The sequence below is a fragment of the Colwellia marinimaniae genome (assembly GCF_002207865.1).
GTDB lineage: Bacteria > Pseudomonadota > Gammaproteobacteria > Enterobacterales > Alteromonadaceae > Colwellia > Colwellia marinimaniae.
In genome coordinates, this window is record NZ_BDQM01000005.1 from 177,158 (window position 1) to 199,361 (window position 22,204).

The window sequence follows — 22,204 nt, forward strand, 5'->3', positions numbered from 1 at the left end:
TAAAAACAATATCGTGCACGTACTTATCCCAGTAACTACGTGCATAAAAACAACTAAATCTTCTGCAGACCATACTGTTTAATTTTATCAATTAATTCTCTATTACTGGGTAACGCCGATAGGTACTTTTTAGTAAGCTGAACATTTTCACTAAAAAATTGATGCGCCATTTCTTCATTGACAAACTTGCGTGACACTTCATTTTCTTGGGTTTCAAAGCCCATACCATAGAGCACATATTGCCAACTTGACGAAGGAAAAACCTCTTCAACATGGTGAAAGTCTTGCGGTCCTGGCGGTTGATGTTTCCATAAGGTTAATAACTCTTGTAGACTTTCAGGGATGGTTTCAGCATTACAATTATCTCGCCAATAAGCAGAGTCGGTTCTTTTGGTTAAAATATAGTGCAGCTTCAAAAACTCTATAATACGCTGCCAACGATAGAGGAATTGTTTATTATAACGTTTGGCGACTATGTCCATGGTTTCGCGTGTGGCGGGCATTTCGCGACTTATTTTAGCCGCAGCTAGCTCAACTAAGACTAAAGCTGAAGCTTCAAGTGGCTCTAAAAATCCAGATGCCATACCGATAGCGACACAGTTTTTATGCCAAAATTTTTCTCTATGTCCGGGATTAAAGCTTATTTTTCTTACCTTAAGTTTATCTGTTTCAGCTTTACCAATGGAAGATTCAATATAAGCGCGTAACTCACTTTCAGCATCTTTATCATTAGTATGCTCGCTTGAGTAAACATAACCTACCCCTCGTCTTGAAGGTAAGCCTATATCCCAAATCCAGCCTGAGCTTTGCGCTGTTGATATAGTATGGGAAGCAATGGCACTATTTTCGTCAGGATAAGGCACTTGTACGGCCAAGGCAGTATCATTAAATAAGATGTGTTTTTTGCTAATAAACGGCACATCAAAATGCTTGCCTAATAATATTGAAGAAAAACCTGAGCAATCAATAAATAAATCGCCCGCGATATCACCGTGCTCTTTTGTTGCAACTGAGGCAATATCACCATTGTCAGCTGAGTTTATTGCAGTTACATGGTCGACAACATGCTTAACGCCTAGTTTTTCAATACAGTGTTTTTGCAAGAGCTGAGCTAATTTAACCGCATTAAGATGATAAGCATAATTAGCTATACCAGCATATTCAGGTGTTGAAATGAGTTTAGGGGCACGGCCTTGTTCACAGAGATATCCTTGATAACTGACGGCATCAGCAAATGAAATTTCGCCTCGATGTTTCTGCCAGGGAAATACCAGGTCTGTTTTGGTATAACCCTGCGGTAATACTAACGGGTGATAATAATAGTCGTCTTCAGCGCCGGTAACCCACTTGGAAAATTTAGCTCCTTGTTTAAATGAGGCTTCACATTCTCTAAATAGTTCAGTTTCAGATATGCCGATTTTATCTAAGGTTTCTCGCATGGTTGGCCAAGTTCCCTCTCCCACACCAACAGTATTCACCTCAGGCGACTCTATTAAAGTCACTTGCAAACCCGATGCAGACTTTGAATTATGCTCTGCGGCAATGACACCTGCGGTTAACCAACCGGCAGTGCCTCCACCTACGATAACAATATTTTTAATGACTTTACTCATAGCTCCCCCGATTAAAGATACTGGTCAGTTGTGGCTACTCTAGGTCGCCTGTTTTGCACTATCCGATATTATTTTCACAACTAAAAATGTAATGTGAACACACCTTACGTTTTAACCACGCAGGAGCAAATACCTTAGCCATTGCCGCCCCATTATTTAATGGTCGACAACGTAAATTATAACGCCAATGTAAGCGCTTTCATTTAAAACTAATTATTTTAATTAAGCAAGGCATTTATCGATTAAGGATTGCGTAGTTAGCAGAGAAAATTAGTAGCTTACTTTATTTACTTATATTGATAGCTTGTCTAAAACATGAGCCTGAAATGAGCCTCAGCAATTTTCATGGTTGTTTAACATTTTTGTCATTTGCCATTTTCGCTGAAGCTGACAAATATCAGTGGCCAAATAATGCCTTTGCTTCGTTGCCAAACACCTGATGCCGTATAGGGGAATTTCAAGTTAGAGCAGATAAATTTTGGCAGCCGGTGTTAATTTAAAAGTTTCTTAGATACTTTTATTTAGTTTATTGATAAACAAGATTTTTAGCTGCTTTCTACTAAAGTTAGGCTTACTAACTCCCCCCTTTAGGTTTAGCCATGGCTGCACCCTCATTTTTTGATAACAATGACTTTATGCCGCACGGTATGTGTTATTTATGGCAAGCCGATATTCTATGGACTTCGGTTATTTCGGATGTATTAACCGGTCTGGCTTACTTTTCCATTACCGCCGCGGTTATCATTTTTGTTAAGAAGCGACAAGACTTACCTTACCCCTGGTTCTTTTTATTAGCTGGCTCAGTTATTTTTCTTGCCTGTGGTACATCCCATCTGATCAGTGCCATGGTTATATGGGAGCCAATCTATGGTATTTCAGCAATCGTTAAGGCAATAACGGCAGTAACTTCGGTGGCTACCGGTATTGTTATATGGTTTATTTTACCTTTTTTTATTCGCTTGCCGAGCCCATCAATGTTAGAGAAAAAGAACCAAGCATTGCAAGACTCGCTGAACAAGTTAAACCTTGCGCAATTATCATTGATTGAATCTAAGAAAATGGCTTCATTGGGAGGGTTAGTTGCTGGCGTCGCCCATGAAATTAATACCCCTTTAGGTATATCAATAACCGCTGTATCACACTTAATAGACACCACAGATGAACTTGCCAATCACTTTATACTGAAACAGATATCCAGTAAAGAATTTAGCCGTTACATAGAACAAACAAAGCTTAGTACTAATTTAATTAAAATTAATTTACAGCGTTCAGCTGATTTGATTAATAATTTCAAGTTAGTTGCGGTTGATCAGTCCGACAAAAACCTTCGTTTATTTCAAGTAAAAAAATATACAAATAAAATTCTGAGTAATCTGCACCCAGTATTAGAAAAGAAACACTGCGCGTTGACCTTAAAATGTGCTGACGATATAACGCTTTGGGGAGACCCTGGAGTTTTAACCCAAATCATTACCAATTTAGTGATGAACTCGGTAATTCATGCCTTTGAAAATACCAACAAAAGGAATATTACTATCGAAATCACCACAACAGAGCCATTTCTGCTCTTGACTTATACTGACTCGGGCTGTGGCATAAATGAGCAAGTTCAACAGAAAATATTTGAACCATTTTTCACCACTAGGCGTGCTAAAGGCAGTAGTGGCTTAGGCATGCATATTGTTTTCAACCTGGTAACTCAGTCATTAAAAGGAACTATTGATTGTATTAGTCACTTAGGCCAAGGTACTCAGTTTATTTTGAAGTTTCCTTTTGATACCAGAGACAATTCGACCTGAGCAAGGTAAAGCCTTAGCAACAAGGAAATAAAATCGCGATACTGCCAACGAGCATAACAAGGGTAAACTAACCTCTATTATTGCTGACAGCACAGCTCAATGTGACTTTTAACCGCAGGAATATTGATGACGATTAAGTATTACTAAACAAGCCAGATAGGCGTAAGGTGGCTGTTAATTAATTTATTCGCTCATCAAGCTGTCTTAGCTGTCTATCAGTTTGATGAGCGAATATGAAAGCAATTTGACTAATAAAAAATCAGCCGAACAGCAAAAATGCATATTCAGCTGACTTACTTCCTACAACGACTTAATGATTACTGACAAGAAATATTAGCTTGCTCTAGGTTATTAGGTCTAATATAGACATCAGTAAAATCAATGCTAAATTGCGCTATTGTATGCAATGAAAATGGACTAAAAATATTACTCATATCAGCGCCATTTTTTTCAAAGCATTGTAAATCAATATTGAGGGTGTGCCATTGGTTAAGCTTTAACGATGACAATTCCTTGCTTATATTGACCTGGCCCTGGCATTGCTCACCACAACTCATAGATAAATAAACCTGCGGCATTACTAAATTTTTCTGCTCAGTCAAACGCACTGTTAACTCTAGGGTCGAATTAGCCTTACTATAGGGTGTTAGATCAGTGGCAGAGCTACTGGTAAAAGCAATCAAACCCTTTTCAGAGCCATTAAATAGCACTCTTCTGGCATCTTCTTGCACATCTCTATCAATAGTGCGCAAATATAGCGCTTTATTTTCAATAATGCTGCTGGTCATAGCATTAGTAGCATGACTATCAGAAATCATCATTTTCCATGGCGATTTCACCGAGCTTTCAAAAAGGGTAATACTTGGTAAGCTTGTCGTAGTTTTGTCAGTACTAACATCTAAGTCATCGGCTAATACATTCGGCTCACCATAACTCAAACCAAAACCATAAGGCAATAATGGCTGATAATTGTCATCAAAACGATTTACCCTAGTTTGATTAGCTGTTGCTGGCCAAGAATAAGACAGTTTACCGGTAAAATCATGGTTAATGTCACCGTTGGCTTTGCTGAACAGCACATCGGCTACAGCAACACCTTCGGAACCGGGTAACCATACCGCGACAAATGCATCAGAGGCATTAAGCTCAGCATTAATCCACAGAGGACGACCACTTATAAATAAAGACACAACTTTTATACCATCGGCTTTAAGACGTTTTAACAAAGCAAGGTCTTGTTTAACTCCTTGTTGATATTCTAAATTTTCTATATCACCTACGCCTTCGGCATAAGGTTCTTCACCAAAAACGACAATAGCGACATCAGGCTTAGTGTTATAGTGACCATCAATATTGAGTTCAACACTACCGCCTTGAGTATTAACCTGCTGCTTAATACCCTGATAAATAGAGCTGCCACCGGGGAAGTCATCATTAAAGTTATTAGTACCTTGCCAAGTAATAGACCAACCACCTGATTGCTTGCCAATATTATCAGCACCATCACCAGCAACAAGAATATGTTGATTGGCTAATAAAGGTAATAAGTTACCCTTATTTTTCAGTAAAACTAACGACTCTCTTACCGCTTGTCGGGCAACTTCTCTGTGTTCAATAGCGCCAATTAAATGTATTTTCCCGGATAAAGCTCTATTTACTGGGCTTGGTTTATCAAAGAGCCCTGCTCTAAATTTAACCCGTAAAATTCGACTGACCGCATCATCAATTCGAGTTTGTGCAATTTCACCACTTTTAACTTGCTTGATGGTATTTTCATAAAGTGGCCGCCAAGCATCCGTTGGCACCATAAAAATATCTAGGCCGGCATTTACCGCTTGTGGACAGCTTTCATTTGAACAACCTTTAACTTGTCCATGACCATTCCAGTCACCAACAACAAAACCATCAAAGCCCATTTTTCCTTTTAATACATCCGTTATTAGGTATTTATTGCCATGAATCTTGCTACCGTGCCAGCTATTGAAAGATGCCATAACTGATTGAGCGCCAGCAGTTAAACCGCCAACGTAACCTTGACCATGAATATCGAGTAACGCCTGCTCTGCTGAAAGGTTGTTGCCTTGATCGTCGCCGCCATCGGTACCACCGTCACCGATAAAGTGTTTTATGGTACTAATAACACGATTGTCACCAAGGAAGTCTTTGTCCGCAGCACCCTGCAAACCTTTTACTATGGCAGCAGAGTATGCTCTAACAATCTCTGGATCTTCAGAGTAACCTTCATAGGTTCTGCCCCAACGATCATCGCGCACGACGGCAACCGTAGGTGCAAAAACCCAATCAATACCCGTGACCCTCACTTCTATTGCGGTGATTGCAGCGATTTTTTCAATCAAATCAGGGTTATTAGCTGCCCCTAAGCCGATGTTATGAGGAAACAAGGTAGCACCAATAACATTATTATGTCCGTGCACCGCATCTGTGCCCCACATTGTTGGGATGCTATTACCGTCTAAACTATCATCGATTGATGCTTGGTACATGGCTTCAGCTAAATTGACCCAATCACTTGGTGTAGCATGTTTATCATTATTAGGAAAAGCACCACCACCATTTAAATATGAACCAAAGCCATATTTACGCATATCTTCAACCGTGATATCTCGTATTTCTGGTTGGATCATTTGCGCAATTTTTTGCTCAAGTGTCATTGTCGCGAGTAAGGATGCTACTTTTCTTTCAATATCAGCATTCGTTTTAACGGCTATATCAAGTTTTGGCCAAATACTAATATTGGCTGACGTTTTTGCTAGCAATGAAGACGCAGCGCTTTGCTCAGGCTTTATCTCCGCTACTGATTCTTGCTTATTGCCATTACAGCCAACAAGTAGTGAAGAAATAGCCAAGCATAGTATGCTGGTTTTAAGCTTATTACTATTTAACGCTTGGCTTCTTAACCTTTTACTTTTTAGCTTATTATCAATAAATTTTTCATTTGTCATAGTGTTACTTCTTATTCATATTAATAGCTAGAACGTGGTGATAAGCCACTCTTATTTGGCAATGTCTTTTACTTTACTGCCGGATAGACCGTAATAGGCGATAAAGAAATAGCAAAATATAGGTAAGAGAAACGCCGGTTGTACACCAACACTGTCAGCAAGTAGCCCTTGAGCAAGAGGAATAATGGCTCCGCCAACAATCGCTAAGCATAAAATACCTGAAGCTTGACTGGTATGTTTACCTAAGCCTTGGATGGCTAAACTGAAAATTGTTGGGAATATAATTGAATTACATAAACCAACCAGTAAAATTGCCACCATGGCAAGTGTACCCGATGAGAAAACAGCCACTAAAATCAGTATAACGGCCAGTGTTGCGTTAAAGCATAACGCTTTGCCTGCAGCTATTTTTTGCATAACGGCTGCACCGATAAAACGCCCCACCATGGCACCGCCCCAATAATAGGCGATATATTTTGCCGCTTGCGATTCTTCTAGACCAGCAATATTAGGGTCAGCAAAGAAGCTGACTAAAAAGCTACCAATGGATACTTCAGCACCAACATAAACGAAGATGCCAACAGCGCCGAGTACCAAATGACGATATTGCCACGCACTACCACTCTCTTCATCTTGGCTTTTTTCTTCTTCCTCAACGGGTGACACGTTAGGTAGCTTTATCCAAGCAAAAATTGCGGCCAGCAGTAACAACATAGCGGCAAGAAAAACATAAGGCATTTGTACTGCTTCTGCAGACCCTTGTGCAGATAGTGCATCCGCTGCTTCATTTAAAATCAACAAGGCGCCAAAAAATGGCGCTATGGTAGTACCTAAGGCATTAAAAGCTTGAGTCATGGTTAAACGAGATGAAGCCGTTTTAGCCTCACCCAGCATGCTTACATAAGGATTAGCTGATACTTGCAACAAGGTAATGCCACTGGCAAGTATAAATAGTGCCATTAAGAAAACAGGGTAGCTATGCATAGAGGCTGCGGGGTAAAAACATAAGCAACCAATGGCAGCAATAATTAATCCTAAAACAATGCCCTTTTGGTAACCAAGCTTTTTAACTATTGCGCCGGCGGGCAGTGAAACAAGAAAATAAGCACCAAAGAAACAAAACTGAACTAACATGGCCTGACTATAAGATAAATCAAAAACACCTTTTAAATGCGGAATTAAAATATCATTTAAACAGGTAATAAATCCCCACATAAAAAATAATGACGTTAATGACGTTAGTGCAAAAGAAAAGTTATTGTTTTGCGGCACATCACTCACCTGATTGAAAGTACCTGAATTTGAATGCATTGACATATTTCCCTCATTTTAATTTATTTTGTTTTATTACTTAATTTATTATCAAACAACTAGGCGCAAATAAAATCATAAACTTATTACTTTCAATGACATATCGGCGTTAAAATTGAAATATCATGAAAGTGGTTGACCTAAGTCTTATAAAGCTCTAATCTAAATGTAAGCGCTTACATGGACATTAAAGAACATCTAGTTACTTTTTTCAACCTTTTTTATAACCGCTGACATAAAAATAAATTTAGATAATCGCCAAACTAATTTGGCTTAAATAAATAGGTATATAGTTAATGACTGTCAAACTTACTTTACCCGCTCAATCTGAAATGCTTTCAAAAGATTTCATTTATGGTGTCGCCACGGCTTCGTTTCAAATAGAAGGCGGAGCAAATAATCGTCTACCCTGTATTTGGGACACATTTTGTGATACCCCCGGTAAAGTCGTTGATGGCTCAAATGGCGATATTGCCTGTGATCATTACAACCTTTGGCAACAAGATGTGGAATTAATTGCCTCTTTAGGCGTTGATGCCTATCGTTTATCTATTTCTTGGCCGCGGGTAATCAACGAATCTGGTGAACTAAACCCAGCCGGGGTCGATTATTACCTTAATATTTTAGATAGCTTAAAATCTAAAAATATTAAAGCCTTTGTCACACTTTATCATTGGGATCTACCTCAATACCTTGAAGATGAAGGTGGCTGGTTAAATAGAGCAACCGCTTATAAATTTAGAGATTATGCCGATAAAATTAGTCTAGCATTTGGCGATAGGGTTTATTCGTATGCTACGCTGAACGAACCTTTTTGTAGTGCCTTTTTAGGTTATGAAGCTGGCGTCCATGCACCCGGCATTGTTGGTAAAGAATTTGGTAAGAAAGCCGCTCATCATCTTTTACTTGCCCATGGTTTAGCTATGCAAGTACTGGTAAAAAACAGCCCAAACAGCCAAAATGGTATAGTGTTAAACTTTACCCCTGGTTACCCTGAATCGACATCGCTAGCCGATATAAAAGCAACAGCCTTTGCTGATGATTATTTTAACCAGTGGTATATCAAGCCAATATTTGACGGTGAGTATCCTGAAATTATGGCGCAACTACCCACGGCTCATCAACCTGAAATACATGAGGGTGATATGGCAATCATAGCCCACCCTACTGACTTTTTAGGGGTCAATTTCTATACTCGTGCTATATACCGTGCTGATGAAGATGAGCATTTTATACAGATAGATGCTCCAGAGCCTAGGACCGATATAGGTTGGGAGATTTATCCAAAAGCTTTTACTGAATTATTGGTTTCACTCAATGAAAAGTACACACTTCCTCCTATCTACATCACTGAAAATGGCGCTGCAATAGCTGATAAACTTGTCGATGGTGCTGTAAATGATGTAGATCGTATAGATTATTATCAAAGTCATCTTAATGCTGTGCATGACGCTATTGAACAAGGCGTGCAAATTGATGGCTATTTTGCCTGGAGTTTAATGGACAACTTTGAATGGGCTGAAGGTTATTTAAAACGCTTTGGCATTGTTTATGTCGATTACGACACACAAGTAAGAACCATTAAAGCCAGCGGACTTGCCTATAAAGCCCTAATAAGTAATAGATAACGAATAGATAAACCAACTTTTTTGCCCAAATGATTACAAGCTAAATGATAGGAAAAGCAAATGACTAAAATCCCCTTTTATGAAAAAGTAGGCTACGCCACGGGCGATGCTGCCGCTAATTTAGTTTGGCGCGGCGCTTTAGCTTACTTAGCCGTGTTTTATACTGACACTTTTGGTTTAACCGCAGCAGCCGCCGCCATGCTGTTTTTAGTGGTGCGTTTGTCTGATGGTGTTACCGATATAATTATGGGCATGATTGCCGATCGCACTAATACCCGCTGGGGTAAGTTTCGCCCGTGGATTTTATGGTCGACACCCTTTTTAGCCTTATTTATGGTGTTATGTTTCACCACCCCTGATTTATCTGATAGCAATAAACTCATCTACGCATATATTACCTATATAGGTTTAACGCTTGCCTACACGGTAAATAACGTGCCCTATTCCGCTTTAATGGGCGTAATGACGGCAAGTGACACCGAACGCACTAGTTTATCTGGCTTTCGTTTTGCTGGCGCTTTTGCTGGTGGTTTACTGGTGATGGGCTTTTTACCTGACTTGGTGGCCTACTTTGGCGACGGCAACGATGCCTTAGGTTATCAATATAGTATGTATATGTTTGCTGGTATTTTAATTGCCCTTATGGTGATAACGTTTGCCACCACCAAAGAACGGGTAACAACAGTCGTTGATCAATCAAGCAACTTAAAAGCCGAGCTATTTGATTTAAGTAAAAACTTACCTTTTATCATTTTACCGTTATTAGCTATGAGCTTATTTTTCTATTACCGCAATATATATAGCGGTATATTTTTTGTCATCGTTATGACATCCATCTGGCTACTAATCAAACGTTTGATCAACAATACTCCGAAAGATATGAGTGGCACGCAAAGAGATATGGTTGACCTACTGACCAATAAACCCTGGTTGATACTATTAGGCATGGGCTTTTTAACCATGATGTATAACGGCATTAAATACGGTACCATTGCCTATTATTTCAAATACCAAGTAGGCGATGACCTCATGGTTGGTAAGTACTTCATCGCACTATTACTGGTGTCGATATTAGGCGCCTTATGTACTAATTTTTTAGCTAAAATGTTAGGCAAACGCAAGTTGTTTATTGTCTCACTTATGATTAGTGGGGTCTTAACCGCCGCTTTCTATTGGGTACCTCAGGGGAATATCACTGCTATTTTCATCTTAGGTTGTAGTGCTGAATTTTTTGCCGCCATAATGCCAACCTTATTTTTTACCATGTTGGGTGATTCTGCAGATTATTCTGAATGGAAAAATGGTCGCCGAGCTACTGGCTTGATCTATTCTGCTGGCACCTTTGTCCAAAAAACCGGTGGCGGTTTTGCTGGCGCTCTGGTCTTGGTGGTGCTGGCTAGCTATGGCTATGATGGTATGGACAAAGCGACTATCGAAGCATCCTTGCCTGGCATGCAATTACTGATGAGTTGGATACCCGCTGCTTTTGCTTTTGCTGGTGCTGCTTTGATGGTTTTTTACCCCTTAACCTGTAAGCAAAATCAGCAAATTGGTGATGAACTAAGGCAACGTAGAGCCGATTTAGTCGCCACTTAGTAATTTTCAACAGCGCCACTAAAACATAAAGTTCGCTGTTTAAAACGACAACAAAAGAAAACAAAGTTTTGTAGCCATGATTAGTGTTAGAGAAAAATAGCTTATGGTTTAGGTGATACCGCCAGTAATATTATTTTCCAAACGGTAATGATGTTTTTATTACTGTTTTATACTGATGTCATGGGTTTATCACCTGCTGCAGTTGGCACCATGTTTTTATTGGTCCGACTTATCGATGCGGTAACTGACCCACTGATGGGTAATATTGCCGATAATACTAAAACTAGGTGGGGCAAGTTTTACGATTCACCCTTGCCGTTTATTACGTGAAGTATTTTCTTGGTCGTGAAGACTTAATTACTTCCTTTTTAACCTTAGGGGCTATTGCCAGTATGATAGGTTGCGCCGTTGCTCAACCTATCATACTGGCAAAACGAGTCTGTAAAATTAAAGCCTATATTGCCTTACAAATAATAGCAGCAACCAGATGTTGAACAAACCGAAGCAACTAAACAGGGTATACTATTATCCTTTACCGTTTTACCAGCGTTAGGCTCCTTTGCTGTTGCTTGGGTAATGCGAAAATACACCTTAACAGAGCAGCAAGTAGTTAAAATACAAGCACAATTAAAGACTGCTACTAGTTAACATATTGGCAAACATGTTAGAATTAAACCGTTAAAATTCAAAGTATTTACCACTAAATTTGCCAACTTAGGAATAACATGGCCACTATATACGAAGTTTCAAAACTTGCTGGCGTTTCTTTAGCAACGGTTTCTCGTGTGATAAATAAAAACCCACGAGTCAGCGATAAAACACGTCAGAAAGTTTTGGACGCAATGGCTGAACTCGGTTATCGCCCTAATTCTATTGCCCAGTCACTCGCATCAAATATAAGCAATAGTGTCGGCATCTTAGTTTCAGAGTTACATGGCCCCTTCTTTGGTCAAATGATGGCTGGCATAGAATCTGAATTAAGAGCCGCCGGCAAACACGTTATTATTACTACGGGACACAGTGAGGAAGATAAAGAAAAAGACGGTATTGAGTTTTTGATTAGCCGAAATTGTGATGCCATTATCTTACACGTTGAGGCGGTCAGTGATGCTTACCTTATTGATTTATGCAAAGGAAAAATGCCTGTTTATTTTATGAGTCGATTAGTTGAAGGTTTAAATGACCACTGTATTAGCTTAGATAATGAATTAGGTGGCTACCTTGCCACCCAGTCAGTAATAGCGCAAGGGCACTCAACTATTGCCTATATCGCTGGACCGCAATTTAAAGCCGATGCAAAAGACAGATTAGCGGGTCATAAACGAGCATTAGCAGAAAGTAATATCCCTTTTAGTGACACGCTATATTTTGAAGGCGACTTTAAAGAGACCGGTGGCAGTGACGGTTTAAACCATTTTCTTGAGAGTAAACAGGAGTTTAGCGCATTAATTTGTGCCAATGACGAGATGGCTTCAGGGGCAATTACTTATGCCAGAGAGCGAGGATTTTCCTTACCTAAAGATCTATCGATAATAGGCTTTGATAATATCATTTTTGCACGACATACCTACCCGAAACTGACTACCATAGATAATCCAGTAAACTTAATGGGCACCATGGCAGCAAAGTTAGTGTTAAAAAATATTTATAAACAAAAGAATATGTCAATTACCCACTCTTTTGAACCAACACTTATTACTAGAGATTCCCTTATTTGCAAAAGCTAGTGCAGTTACTAGCGACACTGAAAAAATAAACACCTTTGAACGAGAAGCAAGACAAAAGATGATGAATTCACAAGATAGGCAAGTAATAAATCTAGTTGCTGATATTGGCGGTACAAATATCAGGTTAGCAATTACTGATAAGAATAATAATCTCAACGAAATTGAAACATATCAGTGTCAGCAGTTTCCCCACTTAAGTACGGTAATTTATCAATACTTGACCGAAAAAAAACTACTTAACACACGTGTAAATGCTTGTTTAGCCATAGCCTGCCCTGTTGATAGCGATGCTATCGCCATGACCAACTTGCCCTGGCAGTTTTCACAAAAACAGCTGAAAGCAGAGCTTAAGTTAAATAGCTTAACACTAATAAATGATTACACCGCAATCGCTATGGCCATTCCTTTATTGAATGATAAGCAAAAGATAAAAATTGGCGGCGGAGAAGCAGTGAAGAACCAACCAATAGCTGTCTGTGGTCCGGGAACAGGGCTGGGGGTTGCTAATTTAGTGAACATTAATAATCATTGGCACTGTTTAGGTGGCGAAGGAGGTCATATCGACTTTGCCCCTGTCGATGAACTTGATGTTAAAATATTTGCACAATTAAAAACGACAAAAAATCGCATTTCTTATGAACAGCTACTCTCTGGTTACGGCTTAGAGCAAATATATCACGCATTAACGGTTATTATGGCTGATGACAAAACCCCTGCAGCGACTAAACTAACGGCTAAAGATATTAGTGCACAAGCATTAAATGGCAACTGCCCGATAAGCACACAGGCTTTATCACAGTTTTGTAAAATTTTAGGCAGCTTTGCCGGTAACCTAGCCTTAACCACAGGCTCGATTGGTGGCGTATATATTGCGGGTGGTATAGTGCCGAGGTTTGTCGATTATTTAAAAAATAGTGAGTTTAGAGCAAGGTTTGAAACTAAAGGTCGTATGTCGTATTTAAACAAACAAACGCCGACTTACATCATCACCGAAAGCCAACCAGGTTTACTCGGTGCTGCCGCTTATCTTAACCAGGTTTGCCCATAATTTACCGAAAATAGCAGGCAAAAAAAAGCTCAAGAATCTCTTGAGCTTTTATTATTCAAAATACACCCGCTTTAAAAAAGCCAGTTTGAAAACAATCTGGCTTCGAAAGCAGCCTAAAACGGCATTTTCATACCAGGTGGTAATTGCATCCCGCCAGTAAGTGCGCCCATCTTATCTTTGTTTTGCTCTTCAACACGACGTACCGCATCATTTACCGCTGCAGCAAGTAAGTCTTCAATCATGTCTTTATCATCGTCCATTAAACTGTCATCAAGCTCAACACGACGAACACTGTGACTACCGGTCATAGTTACTTTAACCATGCCAGCACCTGCTTCACCAACAACTTCCATTTTTGCCAGCTCTTCTTGCGCTTTAGCCATTTTGGCTTGCATTTGTTGGGCTTGTTTCATTAAGTTGCCCATTCCGCCTTTCATCATGATATTTTCTCCGATATTACTAGGTTGACTATTTTTACATTGATTGTCTTATTTTACCTGAAAGACAGCAAGTTTTGAATGTAAATGAAGTGATTAAATACTCTGGGGTAAAGTCTATTTCAGCGCAGAGTTTGAGTTAACGTGGCGCAATGCTCTCTTCATTCAAGCTAGCCTGAAAAGTATCTTGCAAGGCAATCACCACAGCATCTTCTTTTAATAGAGCTTTAACATAATCAAGTCGTTTGTCGTTAATTTGCACTTGAATTTGATAAGGGTCGGCCACCGTCTCTTCAACGATATTTAGTGTTACGGTAACTTGACGAGATAAAAACTGACAAATATAGCTTTGCAATTGTTGCTGAGCAACATCGGTTTTTAAATGCCTGGTTGCCTGATTTAATAGTAAGATCAAGTTATCATCAGTAGAGTCTTCACTGATGGTAGCATGTATCGCTAATTGCCGAATACGGGCGGTGAGCTGCATAGAGTCAATCATATGCGCCCATTTATCGACTTGGTTTGCTTTAGTTATGGTCGCAGGATTAATGTTATCTTGATGAAACGGAGCTTCCGGCTCTGGCACTATAACAGCACTTGCCGTTGCTGCCACTTGTGACTCAACAGGTGCTGCTATAGCGCTACCTTTACTACTATCTAGGTTACTAGATTGACGCAGAGCTGCGTCACTTGGCTTTTTTGCATGCTTCTCCAGCTCTTTCTTGCGACTGCGTAACATATTTCGTGTTGCCAGCACTGAGGCTACTGGGCTATCAATACTAAGCTGGCCGTCTTGTTGATTAACAAGAGGAGTTGGCTTTTGTTGCTCGTTACTCTTGACTATTGATGTTGTTGGCTCAGCAATAGCGGCTATTTCATCTGGAATAACAGCTGCTTCGCTTGGTAGACTAGCAGCTTGCTCTGGAATACCTACTGCTTCGCTTAGCATACTAGCAGCTTGCTCTGGAATACCTACTGCTTCGCTTGGCATACCAGCAGCTTGCTCTGGAATACCTACTGCTTCGCTTGGCATACCAGCAGCTTGCTCTGGAATACCTACTGCTTCGCTTGGCATACCAGCAGCTTGCTCTGGAATACCTACTGCTTCGCTTGGCATACCAGCAGCTTGGTGTGACATTGCCCTGTCGCTATTGCTAAAATCGTCAGCTTGTTGCTCAATGGCGAGCATTTGTTCATTCAATTCATCTTGTTGAATGTTATCCGGAGTAATAAAAGGCTCAATAACATCCGGGTTAACCATAGGCTCGGATTGAGTATCGGCCACTGCAGTTTCCGTGGTAGTGGCAACTACTGGCTTTTGGTCTAAAGCAGCAGTACTTGGCGGTATTTGAGCGGTTTTTGCTAGTGCAACATCATTAAAGTTAACCTCGTTGGGGCTAGCTTCATTGGCATAGACATTAGTAGCGACAATTGCTTCACTGCTAAGCGGTGGTTTTTGCATTGGTTTAAAAGCAATTAAACGCAATAAGGTCATATCAAAAGCAGCTTGCTCATCAAAAGCATAGGGTAAATCTTTGCGACCATTGAGGCTTATTTGGTAATACAGTTGCACATCTTCAGCAGACATAGCTTGACTAAACTTTTTCAATAAAGTTAATAAGTCAGCGGGTAAATCGAAATGCTGATCAACTATTTGCAGCAATGCTATTTGATGAAATAGTTGAATTAATTCGGCAAATAAACGGCTATAGCTTGGCGCATAAGAAGCAATTTCTTGTGATAACGCCATTAACGCTTGGCTGTCTTGTTTTAGTAAAGCGACGACCAGCTGGTAAACCCAGTTTTGATCGATACCACCGAGCATCTGTTGAATATTAGCTAAGCTAATATTTCCTTGCCCTTGAGCAATAGCTTGGTCCGTTAAGCTCAATGAATCGCGCATGCTGCCACGAGCGGCTTTAGCAAGTAAAGTTAGGCAGCCTTGCTCATAAGTGACTTGCTCTTTAGATAAGATCTCAGCCAGTTTTTCTTCAATTTGCTTAACGGTTAAGGCTTTTAAATGAAACTGCAAACAACGTGATAACACGGTAACAGGCAGTTTTTGTGGATCAGTGGTTGCTAAAATAAATTTAACATGCTCCGGCGGCTCTTCTAAAGTTTTTAATAAGGCATTAAAACTATGACGTGATAGCATATGGACTTCATCTATCAAGTAAACCTTAAAGCGTCCTCGGCTTGGAGCATATTGCACATTATCAAGAATTTCTCGAGTATCATCTACTTTAGTTTTAGACGCGGCATCAATTTCTAACAGGTCAACAAAGCGACCTTGATCTATATCGATACAGGCATCACATTCGCCACAAGGCTTAGCTGTAATGCCAATTTCACAATTAAGACTTTTAGCAAAAATTCGGGCAATGGTGGTTTTACCGACACCTCGAGTGCCGGTAAAAAGATAGGCATGATGCAAGCGCTGTTGAGATAAAGCATTGGCCAGCACATTGACCACATGCTCTTGCCCTATCAATTCTTGAAAGTTTTTAGGTCGCCATTTTCTCGCTAAAACTTGATAACTCATATTAAATTACTTTTTGATGCGGTGACAAATTATTCACCTTGATACTGAATAAGCGAATAAGGGGTAATGTTAAGCTCTGCAAGGCGTTTTTCGCCACCTAAATCGGGTAAAGAAATGACAAAGCCTGCGTCTTGTACTTGCGCACCTAGGCGTCGGATCAATTTAGTTGTTGCCTCTATGGTACCACCTGTGGCTAATAAATCATCAATGATCAGCACCTTGTCTGCAGAATTTAATGCATCTTGGTGAATCTCTAAGACATCTTCACCATACTCTAATTTATAAGCCTGTGCATAGGTATCACGAGGTAATTTTCCCGGTTTTCTTACGGGTATAAAGCCTATTTCTAAAGCTAAGGCTAAAGGTGCACCAAAGAGGAATCCTCGAGCTTCAGTACCAACCACCTTGGTAAAGCCTTTATTTTTATAGGCCTCAGCTAAGAGTGAAATTGTTAATGAAAAAGCTTGTGCATCTTCTAATATACTGGTGACATCGCGAAACATGATGCCTTTAACGGGGTAATCTGGCACAGTATGTATCGCATTAAGCAACTGCTGCTGTTGGGATTTATTCATGATAGCAAAGCAGAAAGCCTTAGATTGGCTCTCTGTAATAGTAATAAATAGATAAGCAAATCATAAAGCAATTCTGCTAATTTTTACAGTGATAAAACGCTAGCTTAAGCAATATTATGAATTAACTTGCAAGGGTTCGCATTCAAAGCTCGAATCAGTGAGTTCAGATAACACCGCAAGGAATTTATCCTTATTAATTGGCTTATCAATAGTTTTATCAAAGAGTGAGTATTCTGGCAAGTTTTTAAGACTATCAATACCCTGAGTAGTCATAAAAATAATTTTTGTCTCAGCAAACTCAGGGATTTTCTTTAGATTTTTTGTGAGCTGTAAACCATTCATCAACGGCATTAAATGGTCGATAACAAAAAGTTGGTAGTTACCTTGTTGCGCTTTCCCTAGTGCATCTAAGCCATTAACAGCTTTATCAACAATATGCCCCTGTGAAATGAGCAAGTCTATTAGCATATCTTGAACCGCTTTTTTATCATCAACAACTAATATATTCATATACAATTTTTAGACAGTAAGAGCTAATTTGGCGCGGATCTTACCCTATAATTATTGCAGTATATAGGGTTATCTTAGATAAATTATGATACAACATGTATTCAAATGTAACGTCAACTTAGCACTAATGTATAATTTCTTGCCAAGTTGTTATTTACTTGGCCAGTTTTAGACGCTGGCGTTTAGGGGTAGTTGTACTATTAGGGTTAACATAGACACTACTTGCATTTGGTCTAGCTCCTTCTACCCATGGCGATGAGGGTGGTGTTTTGTTTTGTTTTTTCTTAGCATAATTGCCTTTATCATTTCTTGCTTTGGTTTGACTATCAGTAGGGCTAGCAATTTTTTTACTTCTTTCAACATGATATTTTTTATCAATAGCCTGTAACAGGTTTCGTAAAACTTGATCTTTACATTCTCGATAATGTTTATGATCCACTTTACGGGAAAATGCACTTAACTCAGGCTTGCTAAGGCGAAAGTCTACTTCACTGAGTAGAGAAATTATTTGCTCGGCTTGTAAATTAAGTGCAATTTTAAGTTTTGTTAAAATAATATTATTAGATAGACGCTTTTCGGGTATGGCCTGAGCACCTGGCTTTTTACCACGTTTTTCATTGATAAAACCATTTAAAAACACCGCTAACTTGGTATCAAATAGAGCAACAAAGTCGCTATCATCGTCTTTTTTCAGCCATTGACTTACTTGTTCACGATTAACTTCCTCACCGGCAGAGGCAAAGATCGCTACCATTTGTTTATCATTAAAGTTAAAGGTATAACGCAAGCGGCGCAAAATATCATTATTGTTCACGGTAAAATCCAGTACATAAGCATAAGAAGGCTATTATACACACTAAGGCTAATAGCAAACTATATGTTAGTGAAATACTTCTCGGCTAAAGTGTAGTTGTTTACCAGACGTCATTAATGTTTTAAAGTCTTGCTGATTAACACAAAGTAGCGTTTCATGATCCCCAGCTTCTAGGTAAACTTTTGCTAGTTGAGTTAACTCTTGTTCACAAACCATACTCAGATGATAAGCGTCAGCTGCAGGCGGCACTGCACCCTGATTACAATCAGCGAAAACTTGATAGACTTCGTGCTCCTTCATTAATTGATAACTACCATGTAAATTTTCATTCAGTACTGACAGATTAATTTTATCAGCCGCGGGTAATATCGCCATTAATTTTTTGTCTTCGTGGTTTTTTAACAACACAGCCTTGGCTATTTGTTTTAATGATATGTTTGCCGTGATGGCAGTGCCTATAGAACTGTTACTGTGAAAGTGGTCAACTTCTTGGTAGGGAATACTTTTTTTATTCAAGTAACGGGTAAGTCTGGTTGAAATATTCATATAAACCTCGATACATTAAGTGCACTTATTACAGTATAGCCATATATGCACCAACTTACTTACTAAGAATATTATGGTCAACCGGCGGGCCTAACAACGACAAAAAACGGCTACTAACCCGTTTTATTGCTTAACTGAACATAAGTTAGTGTTTAACCACCACACTTTTTATTTTTGTCTTTCATTTTACCTTCACCACATTTACCTTCACCGCACTTGCCTTTTTTAGCCGCGTTCATTTTACCTTCGCCACATTTACCCTTGCTATGGTCTTTCATTTTACCTTCTCCGCATTTACCCTTACTGTGGTCTTTCATTTTACCTTCGCCACATTTACCCTTGCTGTGGTCTTTCATTTTACCTTCGCCACATTTACCCTTGCTATGGCCTTTCATCTTACCTTCACCACATTTACCCTCAGCGTGATCTGCAGCAATGGTTACTAATTCATTTGCGGCAAAAGGGTTTGTCTCTGCTTTTGCTACATTACTAGCAAAAAGGCTAAAGGTAAGTAAGCCAAGTACCGCTGCTAGTGATGATGTCTTAACTATATTCATAATTTATTTCCTTTAATTTAGACTTGTATTTGGGTGTTCTCATGTTATTGAGATTTATTTATATGACTTTTTACATAGACCTGTGCGGCTAATTAAATCTTTCAATTTTTGATGGTTATATACTCAAAATTAAATCATAAAAAAACCAGCAGTATCAATAAAAGATATGCTGGTTTTTAGTCGCACTGTTTAACTTAACGCTAAGCGTTCAAATTAAATGCTAACCTTTTTTCTTTTAGCTGTTTCAACAATAAAGTTTTTCCAACCCTTGGCAGATTTACGAGTACCTGGGTATTTCATTGCTTTTTGAATAGCCGCATATGCTTGCTTGTATTTCTCAAGATAAAAATACGATTCAGCAATGCTCATATGAATTCGACCTTGGTTAGATATATCAAGTTCAAGGGCTTTCTTCAAAGCAACAATAGCTTTAGAAAATTGTTCATCTTGTTTTAACAACATACCTTCTTTACGATAATGTTTAGCATTATTGGTCATTTTGGCTAATTCACCATAATAACTTGCTGCTTTATCGATATGTTGTGCAGAATGCCAAGTATTGGCTAAAGTAGCGATATTCTTATCGTCACGTTTAACCAGACCCGAAGCAATATGTTTTTCTAACAACAGAGCAGCCTTGTAAGGTGCTTCAGATTGTGAGTATAAACTTGCAAGTGTCTTTATCTGACCTTCTTTATTCAAGTGACCAAGTTTATAAGCTAAGTCTAGTGTTTGTACCGCTTTATCATAATCCTCAATGAGTAAATAAAACATTGGTAATTGAGTCCACCACTGTTTATTTTCCGGAAAAAGTTGTATTACTGTCTCTAAAACCTTAACAGCTTCATTATACTTTTTACGCTCATAATAAGACGTAATTTTTAAGATATACGGGTTTTGATTAGGCTTATCAGCAAAAACAGCAATGGCTTTATCAGCTGGTTCAATCACTTTATCTAATTGGTTTGATGAGTAATAAGCATTAGCAATTTTGATATAGGTTTGACCATCTTCTTTGCCAGTGAAGTCCATCCAAGCATAATAACTCTTCAACGCACCTTTATAGTCTTTGGTTTGCATTTGCATGTCACCCAATAACCTTAAAGACTCGCTATGATCTAATGCATTAAGCAGATCAGGTTCTATAGCTAATTTAAGATAGTCAATGGTTTTTTGCTCATTATCACCTAACGTAGCGTACATAAACGCAATCATACGGGCTACATAAGCTTTGTCATAAGATTTTGAAGTAGATATATCTAATAAAATAACTAGAGCATCTTTGACATTATCTTCACTATAAGCTTCAAAAGCTTTTTGTACTTTCTTACCAACACGTTGGCCAACAAGATGTGACTTACGCTTCTTTTTCTCTGTTTTTTCCGCACCAGCAGCTTCTGCATAATTTACAAAGGGAGCTTGCGCAACAAGTAGTGAAGCGACAATAACAAGAGAAGTTGATAATTGTTTAAGTTTTAATTTTTTAAACACTAATTTATTAAACATAATTAATCACCTCCCATTTTGAAGTCAAGTTGAACCGTTAAGCCTGGACGACGTTGAGGTTTACCATCAACAATCTTCGGCTTGTACTTCCATTTTCTCAGTGCACGTCTGGCTTCTTTATCAAAGACACGTTTAGGTTTAGATTCTAATATCTTCACATCTTCAACACCACCTATTGCGTTGATAGTAAAGGAAAGAATAACGTAACCTTCTTTGCCATCTCGAGCAGCTTGAATCGGGTACTTTGGTTCAATACGTACTATTGGTGTAGCATCACCATCACGCCCCATTCCGGCTCCAGGAGCAGACAAGCCCGTTGACGCACTTGACATCTGTACACTCGGCATATTGAAGTTTAAACCATCAGTATTATTGTTGGTTTCAGGCTCCGGTGTTTGCTGCTTCGGTGGCGTTTTAGGCGGCGGTGGCGGCGGTGGTGGTACACGGCGACGCTGTTGTGCTGCTGACTTTGGCGGCGTAGTATTTACTTCTACAATAATACTCTCTAGCTGGTCGTCCTTGGTTCTATCTCCTGTAGAAACAAGGAATGCCATAAAAGAAAATAAGGTAAAAGTAACCGCTGCACCTAGTAGTATCGATCCTAAAAAGCGAACCATATTACTACCCCTTCGTAGCCGCGATAGAAATTCGGTCTATGCCAGCGTCTTTAATTGCATCCATTACAGTAACAACAACACCATGTTTGGCATTTTTGTCAGCTTGAATGATAACAACATCGGTCGGTTGCTCAGCAAGTAATTTTTCAATTCTTGCGCCAACACGTTCAATGTCCACTCGACCTTTATCTAACCAAATTTCACCATTTTCTTTGATTGCAATAAAGATGTTGGCATTTTTTTGCTTGGTTTGATTCGCCGCTTTAGGTTTATTTACTTCAATACCAGCTTCTTTAACAAAAGATGTGGTTACAATAAAGAAGATCAGCATGATAAATACGATGTCTAACATCGGTGTCATATCAATCATTGCTTCTTCGTCCTCACGGATTTTTCTACGTGACATGATTAGTTC

Annotated in this window: 18 protein-coding genes and 1 pseudogene; 6 read left to right on the plus strand and 13 right to left on the minus strand. The window is 39.2% G+C overall.

The features are described from left to right. Positions 1 to 53 precede the first annotated feature (53 nt). Complete coding sequence (locus tag MTCD1_RS05160) at positions 54 to 1,613, minus strand: tryptophan halogenase family protein (RefSeq protein ID WP_057181674.1); 1,560 nt, start codon at positions 1,611 to 1,613, stop codon at positions 54 to 56. Between the two features lie 599 nt (positions 1,614 to 2,212). Here MTCD1_RS05160 and MTCD1_RS05165 point away from each other — a divergent pair. After that, positions 2,213 to 3,412 carry a sensor histidine kinase gene (locus MTCD1_RS05165; RefSeq protein WP_057181675.1) on the plus strand — a complete coding sequence of 400 codons (1,200 nt, stop codon included), beginning with the start codon at positions 2,213 to 2,215 and terminating at the stop codon, positions 3,410 to 3,412. Between the two features lie 317 nt (positions 3,413 to 3,729). Here the strand turns inward: MTCD1_RS05165 and MTCD1_RS05170 are convergent, their stop codons facing one another. Both MTCD1_RS05170 and MTCD1_RS05175 read right to left on the minus strand, forming a co-directional pair. Further along, the gene (locus tag MTCD1_RS05170) at positions 3,730 to 6,375 is read right to left on the minus strand and encodes a glycoside hydrolase family 3 protein (protein ID WP_082606553.1); all 2,646 of its coding nucleotides are present in this window, start codon (positions 6,373 to 6,375) and stop codon (positions 3,730 to 3,732) included. Between the two features lie 51 nt (positions 6,376 to 6,426). After that, on the minus strand, positions 6,427 to 7,692 hold the full coding sequence (locus MTCD1_RS05175) for a sugar MFS transporter (protein ID WP_088568906.1): 1,266 nt from the start codon (positions 7,690 to 7,692) through the stop codon (positions 6,427 to 6,429). Between the two features lie 290 nt (positions 7,693 to 7,982). Between MTCD1_RS05175 and MTCD1_RS05180 the strand changes: the two genes are divergently transcribed. The 5 genes and pseudogenes from MTCD1_RS05180 to MTCD1_RS05200 all read left to right on the plus strand — a co-directional run bounded on the left by MTCD1_RS05180 (position 7,983) and on the right by MTCD1_RS05200 (position 13,685). After that, positions 7,983 to 9,314 (plus strand): GH1 family beta-glucosidase, encoded by a 1,332-nt coding sequence (locus MTCD1_RS05180; RefSeq protein WP_057181677.1) that lies wholly within the window; start codon positions 7,983 to 7,985, stop codon positions 9,312 to 9,314. A 60-nt stretch (positions 9,315 to 9,374) separates the two neighbouring features. After that, the gene (locus tag MTCD1_RS05185) at positions 9,375 to 10,910 is read left to right on the plus strand and encodes an MFS transporter (protein ID WP_057181678.1); all 1,536 of its coding nucleotides are present in this window, start codon (positions 9,375 to 9,377) and stop codon (positions 10,908 to 10,910) included. A 76-nt stretch (positions 10,911 to 10,986) separates the two neighbouring features. Beyond that, positions 10,987 to 11,558, plus strand: a pseudogene (locus tag MTCD1_RS05190) (MFS transporter). A gap of 77 nt (positions 11,559 to 11,635) precedes the next feature. After that, a complete protein-coding gene (locus MTCD1_RS05195; RefSeq protein ID WP_057181680.1) occupies positions 11,636 to 12,637 on the plus strand; it encodes a LacI family DNA-binding transcriptional regulator in 1,002 nt (333 codons plus the stop codon). Between the two features lie 58 nt (positions 12,638 to 12,695). Then, positions 12,696 to 13,685, plus strand: a complete 990-nt coding sequence (locus MTCD1_RS05200) for a glucokinase (RefSeq protein WP_057181730.1) — start codon at positions 12,696 to 12,698, stop codon at positions 13,683 to 13,685. A 113-nt stretch (positions 13,686 to 13,798) separates the two neighbouring features. Here the strand turns inward: MTCD1_RS05200 and MTCD1_RS05205 are convergent, their stop codons facing one another. From MTCD1_RS05205 to MTCD1_RS05250, 10 genes are all read right to left on the minus strand, one after another. After that, on the minus strand, positions 13,799 to 14,128 hold the full coding sequence (locus MTCD1_RS05205) for a YbaB/EbfC family nucleoid-associated protein (protein ID WP_088568907.1): 330 nt from the start codon (positions 14,126 to 14,128) through the stop codon (positions 13,799 to 13,801). 133 nt (positions 14,129 to 14,261) lie between these two features. Continuing rightward, complete coding sequence (dnaX, locus tag MTCD1_RS05210; RefSeq protein WP_088568908.1) at positions 14,262 to 16,664, minus strand: DNA polymerase III subunit gamma/tau; 2,403 nt, start codon at positions 16,662 to 16,664, stop codon at positions 14,262 to 14,264. A 29-nt stretch (positions 16,665 to 16,693) separates the two neighbouring features. Continuing rightward, positions 16,694 to 17,239: an adenine phosphoribosyltransferase gene (gene apt, locus MTCD1_RS05215; RefSeq protein ID WP_057181683.1), complete on the minus strand. Its 546-nt coding sequence runs from the start codon at positions 17,237 to 17,239 to the stop codon at positions 16,694 to 16,696. Positions 17,240 to 17,353: 114 nt separating this feature from the next. Then, positions 17,354 to 17,749, minus strand: coding sequence for a response regulator (locus MTCD1_RS05220; protein WP_057181684.1), 396 nt, complete (start codon positions 17,747 to 17,749; stop codon positions 17,354 to 17,356). A 154-nt stretch (positions 17,750 to 17,903) separates the two neighbouring features. Then, positions 17,904 to 18,563, minus strand: coding sequence for a YehS family protein (locus tag MTCD1_RS05225; RefSeq protein WP_057181685.1), 660 nt, complete (start codon positions 18,561 to 18,563; stop codon positions 17,904 to 17,906). 66 nt (positions 18,564 to 18,629) lie between these two features. After that, complete coding sequence (locus MTCD1_RS05230; RefSeq protein ID WP_057181686.1) at positions 18,630 to 19,109, minus strand: aminoacyl-tRNA deacylase; 480 nt, start codon at positions 19,107 to 19,109, stop codon at positions 18,630 to 18,632. Positions 19,110 to 19,261: 152 nt separating this feature from the next. Further along, entirely contained in the window at positions 19,262 to 19,666 is a 405-nt protein-coding gene (locus MTCD1_RS05235) for an HvfA family oxazolone/thioamide-modified RiPP metallophore (RefSeq protein ID WP_057181687.1), read from the minus strand. A gap of 213 nt (positions 19,667 to 19,879) precedes the next feature. Continuing rightward, entirely contained in the window at positions 19,880 to 21,172 is a 1,293-nt protein-coding gene (locus MTCD1_RS05240) for a tetratricopeptide repeat protein (protein ID WP_057181688.1), read from the minus strand. A 2-nt stretch (positions 21,173 to 21,174) separates the two neighbouring features. Beyond that, the gene (locus MTCD1_RS05245) at positions 21,175 to 21,789 is read right to left on the minus strand and encodes an energy transducer TonB (RefSeq protein WP_057181689.1); all 615 of its coding nucleotides are present in this window, start codon (positions 21,787 to 21,789) and stop codon (positions 21,175 to 21,177) included. Between the two features lie 4 nt (positions 21,790 to 21,793). Further along, on the minus strand, positions 21,794 to 22,195 hold the full coding sequence (locus tag MTCD1_RS05250) for an ExbD/TolR family protein (protein ID WP_057181690.1): 402 nt from the start codon (positions 22,193 to 22,195) through the stop codon (positions 21,794 to 21,796). Positions 22,196 to 22,204 lie beyond the last annotated feature (9 nt).